The following is an 8,688-nucleotide window of genomic DNA, read 5'->3' as shown; positions in this document are numbered from 1 at the left end:
TAGATTTTACGCTCGGAAAGTCTTCTTTATGTCCGAGCAACCGCATATCTATGCTGTTTTCAAAAGAGCGAACACCTGTTTTGATTATATCAGATCAAACCATGTAGGACAATTAAGCTGTCCAAAGACAGCCCTTGTCCTCAGCCGATTCATCCCATGCCTGAAGACGTTGGGCTTTCTCGGCTATATACTGTAATCGAAAATTTGGTCTGGCAAAATCATATGCCGATATTAAATTGATAGTTCGGGGAATAAAAGAAGGCTTTGCTGTGTTGACTAAATTGGGCATAACAATCACTCCTGCAAAACTTCATTATTTCCATCTGCCTTTTTTTCTGATTGCTCCAGTTTTTAAAATAATTATGGGTACAAAGTTTGCGGAAACAGCGATGGCAAAGCACACGGCCGCAGCAAAACCCGAGATGGTCCGCCTACAGGAAGAATTTGATATTCTGATCAAAAAGAGCAAGCTGGCTACCCCAGCTATTGATGCGTTACGAACATATCTTGTGAAAGACGAATTATGAACCTGCCCATTCCTTAAACCCGTAACACGCAAACAGGGCTATCCCCGGCCTACATTTGGCCTTTAGAAGGATAGCCCCGCTGAGCTTGCTTCAGTGCTATAGTGTTACTTTACGGTGATGATCACACGCTGATAATGCTTCAATTGATGCTTACCATTGTCTTGTACCTCAGCAACCATATGAATGGTGTCGCCGGACTTGGCATCCGCCGGAATGGTGAATTGTACGGTGTTAGTATCGCTGCCTTGCAGCTTAATCGTATCCAGCTTCTCGCCTGCTGCGAGCGTGCGATGGAGTCCGAGCTGCAGGTCGCCGGCCATTTCTTTTTCCACTGCATTCTCCTTGACCTTGGAATCCTGATACGTGTCCGCCTCATAATATCTCCACCAGCTATAGGTCAGCGCATCGCCATCCGGATCGGAACCTTCCGCATGCAGCGTAACCTGTTCGCCCGGACTGGCCGTCAGATCCAGCCCTTCCTTGATGCTCAGCTTCGGATTATGGTTAGCATCCTTATAATTGGCGGCAACTGCCCAATCGGCACGAGCGGCAAAATCGTCCTGGATATCATCGAACCAGCGCATCAGCGAGTATTCGGCTTCATAGCGCTTGGTGTACACATCATAGTCCAGCACATTGTTGCGGAACAGCTTGTCGTTTACTGCTCCGAAGCGGCCGCCCCATCCGCCGTAGCTTGGATTCTCCAAGCTTCGCAGGCCATTGTCGATCAGGTAGAAGAAGGATGGAGAGTCTCCCTCCGAGATAAAATCATACTTCTTATATTGCGGATTCTTCTTCAGGTAGTCGGCACTGCCCCGCTGTTCTTCAGGAAGCTCGCCGGCAATATTCTTCCCGTCACCCATCAATGCGTACATTCCCAGCAGCTTGCCGTGCGCATTCTGGATGTTCTTGTAATTCCAGTCGCCTTGCAATCTGCTGTTCACTTCTTCCGTATGATATTTCCAGGCATAGGCGAAGTGCCAGAAGTTCGACTGGTCATTGATAATGCGGATATTCGGCCAGTTCTTGGCGATATAATTACTGTAGGTGTCGTCCTGGTCCAGAATGATGTACAGCACCAGCTTATCGCTGACTTTTTTGTAAATATCATTCCACTCGGCTGTATTCTTGTATTTCTCCTCAATGGACTTCAGGGCCCGGGCTGTTGTATTGGTACCGCCCCAGGTCTGAACATACAGGTCTCTGGAATCCTCATCGAGGAACAGCTCCTTCAGAAATTCAGAGCCTTCTGTTACCTTGTCCATCTCCCCTTTGTTCGTAATGTTGCCGATCTTGGTGATGCTCTTGAGCGTCTCAGGCTTAGGATAACCTTCAGCATGCTTGATCAGGTTCGGATAGCTCTCTCCATAGGCATCAATCATATTGTAGACCCACTGCGTACCCGTCCAGCGGTAAGGCGCAATTCCTGCCGCTTTATCCCCCGCATAATGGTAGACCGAGCTGGTCAGGACGATCCCGGCCAGATCCATCTCGTTAGAGTAGAGCAGGAAGCGGATTACGGAGTTCATATCATCGACTTCACCGTCTGTGGTAATGACTGTTCTGGCCTTGACTGCTTGAGCTGTTGGAGCGCTCTCCTCAGTCTTCGCCTCTGTATTGGTTCCGGTGTTATTGGCTCCGGTTTTATTAGCGCTAGGGGTGCCGCCCGTATTATTGCTCTGACAGCCACCAAGGATCATTGTACCGCTGAGTAAGGCCACACCTAAGGCTTTCGTTATATATGCTGATCTCATCTTTGTTGTCCCCCCCAGTATTTTACATATGCTTCCTGAATTAGTATAACCCGGCGCACACAGCGCCATTCTAGCCCCCTTTCATAATTCAGGAACACAAAAAAACCTGAATTGATAGCGCACCCCTACGTCATTCGTAAGAATCCGCTCTCAACTCAGGTTTTGCCTTTTTACAGTCACAACCCTGAAGTTGAATATTTAGCTTATAGCCTTAAAAAAACGCTGCCACTATTTTCGAATTCAGTTTAGCATAATCAAGAAAGCGATTGCAATGTTTTTTATACATCATTGTGCATTCTCGAAATACAGGCCGTCGGCTTTAAGTGTAAATCCATACGTTTGGCCCAATGTCTGCAGCTCACTTTCGTTCACTTCTGTAATTTGGCTTACCTTGTTATCTTTGTCCCTGATGATTCTAAAATCGGCCGAACCGTTCCCGTCATAATAAAATTCACTGAACTCCCCTACTTTTTTAGGGTCCTGATCCAGGAACAGCCGGACATGCTTGCCATTATACAGAAATCTGTCCTTGGTCTTGTCATAAGCCAGTCCGTAGACCATGTAGTCCTTCAGCGCATCATAGTTAAAATCGGCCACTTCTCCACTTTGCTCCGATGCGACCGACGCAGCCGCAGCTTCAGGCCCGGTGTTGTCACCGCTTTCCACAGCGCTCATTTCAACAGAGCTTTCCGCGGATACACTGCTCTCATCTCCGCTAGATTGTTCTGCAAATGCAGTCACTGCTCCCAAAACCAAAACAAGCGAAATGGCTGCCGTCAATACCGTCACTTTGTTCAATTTCATGATCGACACAATCCTTTCCTTGGTTGCGTTTTTGCTGAACCCATTGTACAGGGGAGTGAATCTCCCTTTGTGCTCTGCTACCGCCAAGAGACATAACGCATAGCCGGCCTTGTGCCCGGCTCCGATTTTGTTGATTACCCTTGCATCGCACACCATTTCCATATCCCGGATCAGGTAAGCATACATCAGCCACACCAGCGGATTGAACCAGTGCAGGCACAGAGCAGCGGCAGCAGCTATTTTCCACACCGCATCAAAGTGACTGATATGCATGTATTCATGGGTGAGAATATAATTCATCGCAGACTCGTTCGCTGTATCCAGTGATTTGGGCAAAATAATCTTCGGGCGCAATACTCCGCAGGTGATGGGTGTATCAATCCGGTCATAGGTCAAAATCAAGAGGGGCCGCCGTAGTGGATGCCTTTCTAGCCAATCTTCGATAACGGGATGGCTCCCCTGCAAAGGCAGCGCTGTTCGCAGCTCCCTTGTGCTTCTGAAATAGATCACCAATAACGCCAAGAGCAACAACACAGCGCCCGCAAGCCAGACAGTTGTCAGAAGCTCCGGCTTCAGCCAGCCTCCTGAATCTTCCGGGACTTTGATCTCTTTTGTCAGCATTCCGGTGTACGCGGCGGGTGTATCGGCTGTATGTGTACTCACGTTGTTAGCAGAACTTGTGATTTCAGCCGGAGCGGATAGCTGCGGAAGAATGGGAATAGAAACTGGAACCAGCAGCCGGGCAATCGCGATCCCCCAAAGAATAAGGAACAACAACCGGGGTAATCTGTGAATCGCCACAGACCTCAGCAGGACGACAAAAATGATCAGCACACTAGCCGAAATACTCATCCGGAGGATATTCATCATCGCCGCCTCAGCTTAAGTTTTCCACGATTTTTTTCAGTTTGTCGATGTCTTCCTTACTCAGGTTCTTCTCATTAAGAAACGCCGAAAAGAACATCTCTGCCGAACCGTCAAACATTTTGTTAATCAATTCCTTGGTTTCATACGTCTGCACCTGCTCTTTGGGAATAAGGGCTGTGCATATAAAGCCCGGATCGGTTCGCTGAATTGCCCCTTTGCCGATCAGCTTTTTGATTACTGTGTAGGTCGTATTTCTGTTCCAGCCCGTTTCCCGGTTCAAAATCGCCGCCAGATCTCCTGCCGCCAGCATCCCTTCTCTCCATAAAATTTCCATCACTCTTAACTCGGAATCAAACAATTTGATCTCCATCCACCTTACCCCTCTTCTTGACTACTGCAGTAGTCATAACCCTATACTACTCCAGTAGTCACCCATTGTCAATTATATCCTTTTTAATTATTTTGCTCTATAATAAGAAGGCTAACAAGTTAATATATTCACTTAATAATTAATGAATATATTAATCAATACTAACTGGAGGGCTAGCTAATGAAACAGCTATCATTCAATGCGTTGGAGCAAGCGGGGGTTTCTGCTTACGGGGTGCAGCGCATTCAGAGCGCGGCGGCACAAATGGTTAAGGACAACATCACACCGGCGCAAGTCATTGTTGCAGCAAGAAGGGGAACATTAATCGTCCATCAAGCCGATGGCAAATTCGGACCTGAGCCGGACGCGGCCGAATTAACAGTTGATGCGTTGTTTCCACTCTGCTCTATAACGAAGCTGTTTACAGCAACAGCCATTATGATGCTGGTTGAACAAGGAAAGCTCGGACTGAACAGACCTGTATCCGATTTCATTCCCGAATTCACAGGAGAAGGAAAAACAATGGTTTGCGTGCATCATTTGCTGACGCATTATCCGGCGCGTCAGCGGTCAAGCCTATGATGAATTCGTTAAGGATTCCATCTTCAAGCCGCTTGGAATGGAAAATACATTTTATTGTGTTCCGCAGGAAGCAAGGGGCCGGGTGGTCCGGCGCGCACCGGATGCAGCATGTGCGGAATGGGTTGACAGCGAATACAATTTGAATTCAGTGTCTGCCGGCGGCGGCGCTTACTCTACTGCTATGGATCTGGCGGTATTTGGCCAAATGTTCCTGAACGGCGGAACTTATAACGGCATACGGCTGCTTAGTCCGGTAACGGTAAAAGAAATGACCCGCAATCAAATTCCCGGTGTCTCCTCTGAGTACAGGGATGAAATCTTCCCGGAAGCTTACTGGGGATACGGGTGGGCGGTCAACGGGACCAAGCGGGATGGCGGTGATCTCTTCTCGCCGGTAGCCTATTCACACTGGGGCGCAGCGGGACCTTTTATCTGTGTTGATCCGGTCTACGAAACGGTAACGGTGCATTTCTCGGTAGAGCTTGATCACCAGAAGCCGTTCAAAAATATGTATGCCGATTACTTCAACAATACCGTTCTTGGAGCGATAACTGAGCTGTGAGATAAGCTGGACGTAGCAGTAGAACAGCATATCTAAAAACAGGCCATCTCCTCTACACTACTGGGAATGGCTTGTTTACGTTCACACTGTTTGCCTTTGCTTCATTGTGCTCTGGCTATGCTGCCCCCGCTATTATCAGAGCGCTGCTGTGCAGTGAAAATAAATTATTGTTCCCCATTAGTTCAAAGATTCAACAAGAAACTTAATTTTATCTTCTAGCTTATCCATGCGCTACTGACATTCAGTTGTCAGTAGCGTTTTTGTATAATCTAGGTATTAGAAAGCCAAAGATGATATTAACTGAACTTTGCCTAAAGAGATTACTGAGGAGAACTTACTATGGAAACTAATAATAATCCATTTATTTTTGAAACACCCCTCATTGAAGGTGTAATTTGCAGACGACGAAATCGATTCATTATGGAAGTTGAGGTTGACGGAGTAATTATTGATTGCCATTGTCCCACTACAGGTCGTATTGGTGAGATCGTTTTTCGTGATATCCCATGCTTGCTTTCAAAAAGCAATAATTTATCAAGAAAGACCCTTTATACAGTGGAGGCAATTTCAGTTGATTTACCATCCAATGTAAATAAATCATGGATAGGAATCAATCAGAATGCAGCAAACAGATATGTAGAACATTTTATAAAAAGCGGCCAGCTTTCTAGTATGGTGATTAATGGTGAAACAATAAAAAGAGAACAAAAAGTAGGCAACTCCAAACTTGATTTTCTTGTAGGTAATACTTACATTGAGGTCAAAACACCCCTTACGCGATTGCAGGTCGAGGTCAAGGAACATATCGAAACTAAGGAAGGAAGCAGCTTCACCTCATTTGAACGATTCATAAAACACATTGGGGAATTGGCACATAGTTTGAATGAAAATGACAAAGCAATCCTGTTAGTATGTTTCATCTATGATAGTTCTAAATATATTGGCTCATCGGGTGGGAAATATAGCAGCTATATCCGGAATTCTGTGCAATCATCAATAAACCAAGGGGTTGAAGTGTGGCAGGTTAATTTTAAAATAACCCCTACAGAAGTAAACCTCATACGTTATTTTGAAACAACGAAAGATATTATAAATGGTTGAATTCTAAGCAAGGGAGTGCAGCTTTAATTGAATAAAACAGAGCGTCTTTTAGCGATTGTGGTGGAATTACAGCGAAGCAAACTGCTGACAGCTGATGAATTAGCAGAGGTCTTAGGGGTCAGTGTAAGAACGATCTATCGTGATATGCAGGCTTTGAGTGAAGCTGGTGTTCCCATAATTGGTGAGACAGGATTAGGATATTCTTTAATGGAAGGCTATTTTCTTCCACCAATTAGTTTTACTGTAAAAGAGGCAGTATCACTTCTTCTTGGCGCTGAATTCATAGAAAAACGTTTTGATCCTGCTTTTCGCAATAGTGCCCGTTCTTCCCGCAGAAAAATAGAAGCAATTCTTTCAGGGCCTATCCGTGAGGAGACAAACCGAATACAAGGGAGCATCCGTCTGCTCCAAAAAGATGAAATGGTCATGATGGCGCGGGAAAAAGTAAACTTGGGAATCATTCGTGAAGCCATGCTGGAGGGCAGGAAACTTCGTTTCACCTATCATAAGCGGGTTGCTGGAGCTGATGGGAGCAGGGTAACTGTGCGAACTGTATCGCCATTCGGATTGGCGCATGATGAGCAGAATGGCTGGCTGTTACTTGCTTCCTGTGACCTGCGGGAGGATATTCGCCATTTCCGAGTCTCCCGAATCAGTGACCCTACCTTGACTGATGAATCGTTTCAGCCTCCCGATAACTTCAACCTTCAATCCTATCGGCCGAAGGATACCCGTAGCATACGGGTCTGCGCACTTTTCAATCCAGAAATCACCGATAAAGTTGAAGAAGCAAACAATTATTATATGGAGACTGCAGAATCTAAAGAGGACGGTTACCATGTCACTTTTCGTGTCCGCGAGCCGGAAGAATTGCTGAGTTGGATTCTTGGATGGGGGGCAGATGTGGTAGTCACTGAACCTGAATCCTTCAAAAACCGGGTAAGAGAAGAAATCGAGAAAATGAAAGAACGCTACTGACATACTGTTGGCAATAGGGGGCTAGTATAATCAAGATATACAAAATGAAAGCGAGGTTATTTACATGACTTTATAATGAAACGAATGGTTATACTAATAACATAAACAACCCCACATACAAAGGAGGACATTACATTATGTCAGCAATTGGACCCGACTTCATTTCACTTCAAGTGAGCAATCTTGAAGGCTCTGCAGAATTCTATCAAAACTATCTCGGACTAGTCCGTTCACAGGCGGGACCACCTCATGCTGTGGTCTTTGAAACAAAGCCTATTGCATTTGCTCTTCGTGACCTAATGCCAGGAACAGAACTCGGTTCAGGTACTCAGCCTGGACTTGGTGTCGCTCTGTGGCTTCATGCCCCTGATACGCAAGAAATCCACGACAAGCTTGTTGCAGCAGGTGTAAAGATTACATCTGCACCAATAGATGGACCATTCGGGCGAACCTTTACCTTTGCCGACCCAGACGGTTACCTAGTTACCCTTCACAGTAAAGCCTAATACTCAAATATATCCAGCTTAATAATAGTGATAACTTCCTCTGTCGCAGGGAGCCAAGTGATTATTACAACATTAAGACCGTGTTCCTAAAAGTGATATGCTCCCCATACGGTAGACAGGTGAAATAATAAACCCTGTTACTGTGAGGGGAGTTTTTACATGTTAGAGTCTCGCAAACGTGATGTAATCGACTTGGACAGGCTCTGCCGATTCGATCCGAAGTGCCCGGTTGATCTGTCCCCGGTGATATTGCCCATGTAAGAGGACCTGCAACAGGATGTCCCGGACGGACGTTCGGAACGAAAGTCCGCTCTGGCTCGAATAGTCGATCATCTCGTCCAAATCGGATTCCTCGAGCCCCTCGATATAGACGCGATATTGCCCGGCGTTTTCTTCGAACATCGTCCGGAACGCCGTCAGGTCCTCCGCTTCCTCCCACAACGAATATTGCGCACTGCCCTTGCCCTGCAATCGGGACAGCCAGACTTGTTCCGCGACCGCGACATGCCGAACCAGCTTCAGAAGGTCCTTGTTCTTCGTCCCACTCTCCTCGAGCGCGTCCAAGATGCGTCCGTCCGCCCAGTACAGGTGGTCCATCATGCACTTGATCGTCTTCATTTCGGTTTCCCCCTCTTCG

Annotated in this window: 10 protein-coding genes; 6 read left to right on the top strand and 4 right to left on the bottom strand. The window is 46.5% G+C overall.

Annotation, left to right across the window (positions count from 1 at the left end; translation table 11 throughout):
- Positions 1-269: 269 nt before the first annotated feature.
- Entirely contained in the window at positions 270-527 is a 258-nt protein-coding gene (locus AC0LWN_RS28615; RefSeq protein WP_474671389.1) for a hypothetical protein, read from the top strand.
- 104 nt (positions 528-631) lie between these two features.
- On the opposite strand, the gene AC0LWN_RS28610 is transcribed toward AC0LWN_RS28615, so the two are convergent.
- The 3 genes from AC0LWN_RS28610 to AC0LWN_RS28600 form a co-directional block, all read right to left on the bottom strand.
- The gene (locus AC0LWN_RS28610; RefSeq protein ID WP_474671387.1) at positions 632-2,281 is read right to left on the bottom strand and encodes a DUF1593 domain-containing protein; all 1,650 of its coding nucleotides are present in this window, start codon (positions 2,279-2,281) and stop codon (positions 632-634) included.
- A 285-nt stretch (positions 2,282-2,566) separates the two neighbouring features.
- Positions 2,567-3,955 (bottom strand): M56 family metallopeptidase, encoded by a 1,389-nt coding sequence (locus AC0LWN_RS28605; RefSeq protein WP_474671385.1) that lies wholly within the window; start codon positions 3,953-3,955, stop codon positions 2,567-2,569.
- Positions 3,956-3,962: 7 nt separating this feature from the next.
- The gene (locus tag AC0LWN_RS28600; protein ID WP_474671383.1) at positions 3,963-4,322 is read right to left on the bottom strand and encodes a BlaI/MecI/CopY family transcriptional regulator; all 360 of its coding nucleotides are present in this window, start codon (positions 4,320-4,322) and stop codon (positions 3,963-3,965) included.
- Positions 4,323-4,502: 180 nt separating this feature from the next.
- On the opposite strand from AC0LWN_RS28600, the gene AC0LWN_RS28595 reads away from it, so the two are divergent.
- From AC0LWN_RS28595 to AC0LWN_RS28575, 5 genes are all read left to right on the top strand, one after another.
- Complete coding sequence (locus tag AC0LWN_RS28595) at positions 4,503-4,904, top strand: serine hydrolase domain-containing protein (protein WP_474671381.1); 402 nt, start codon at positions 4,503-4,505, stop codon at positions 4,902-4,904.
- The gene (locus AC0LWN_RS28590) at positions 4,873-5,466 is read left to right on the top strand and encodes a serine hydrolase domain-containing protein (RefSeq protein ID WP_474671391.1); all 594 of its coding nucleotides are present in this window, start codon (positions 4,873-4,875) and stop codon (positions 5,464-5,466) included. Before AC0LWN_RS28595 ends, AC0LWN_RS28590 begins: the two co-directional genes overlap by 32 nt.
- 339 nt (positions 5,467-5,805) lie before the next feature.
- Complete coding sequence (locus AC0LWN_RS28585) at positions 5,806-6,567, top strand: DNA/RNA nuclease SfsA (RefSeq protein WP_474671379.1); 762 nt, start codon at positions 5,806-5,808, stop codon at positions 6,565-6,567.
- 27 nt (positions 6,568-6,594) lie between these two features.
- A complete protein-coding gene (locus AC0LWN_RS28580) occupies positions 6,595-7,545 on the top strand; it encodes a helix-turn-helix transcriptional regulator (RefSeq protein ID WP_474671377.1) in 951 nt (316 codons plus the stop codon).
- A 137-nt stretch (positions 7,546-7,682) separates the two neighbouring features.
- Complete coding sequence (locus tag AC0LWN_RS28575) at positions 7,683-8,051, top strand: VOC family protein (RefSeq protein ID WP_458962712.1); 369 nt, start codon at positions 7,683-7,685, stop codon at positions 8,049-8,051.
- A gap of 162 nt (positions 8,052-8,213) precedes the next feature.
- Here the strand turns inward: AC0LWN_RS28575 and AC0LWN_RS28570 are convergent, their stop codons facing one another.
- Positions 8,214-8,669: a DinB family protein gene (locus tag AC0LWN_RS28570; RefSeq protein WP_474671375.1), complete on the bottom strand. Its 456-nt coding sequence runs from the start codon at positions 8,667-8,669 to the stop codon at positions 8,214-8,216.
- Positions 8,670-8,688 lie beyond the last annotated feature (19 nt).

It is taken from the genome of Paenibacillus sp. sgz302115, from assembly GCF_056120445.1.
This window is presented reverse-complemented; position numbering and strand designations above follow the sequence as displayed.

What these genes read in the sequence shown, in the direction of transcription:
- AC0LWN_RS28610 (WP_474671387.1), bottom strand. Translation starts at nt 2,281, where the DNA reads ATGAGATCAGCATATATAACGAAAGCCTTAGGTGTGGCCTTACTCAGC.
- AC0LWN_RS28605 (WP_474671385.1), bottom strand. Translation starts at nt 3,955, where the DNA reads ATGATGAATATCCTCCGGATGAGTATTTCGGCTAGTGTGCTGATCATT.
- AC0LWN_RS28600 (WP_474671383.1), bottom strand. Translation starts at nt 4,322, where the DNA reads ATGGAGATCAAATTGTTTGATTCCGAGTTAAGAGTGATGGAAATTTTA.
- AC0LWN_RS28595 (WP_474671381.1), top strand. Translation starts at nt 4,503, where the DNA reads ATGAAACAGCTATCATTCAATGCGTTGGAGCAAGCGGGGGTTTCTGCT.
- AC0LWN_RS28585 (WP_474671379.1), top strand. Translation starts at nt 5,806, where the DNA reads ATGGAAACTAATAATAATCCATTTATTTTTGAAACACCCCTCATTGAA.
- AC0LWN_RS28575 (WP_458962712.1), top strand. Translation starts at nt 7,683, where the DNA reads ATGTCAGCAATTGGACCCGACTTCATTTCACTTCAAGTGAGCAATCTT.
- AC0LWN_RS28570 (WP_474671375.1), bottom strand. Translation starts at nt 8,669, where the DNA reads ATGAAGACGATCAAGTGCATGATGGACCACCTGTACTGGGCGGACGGA.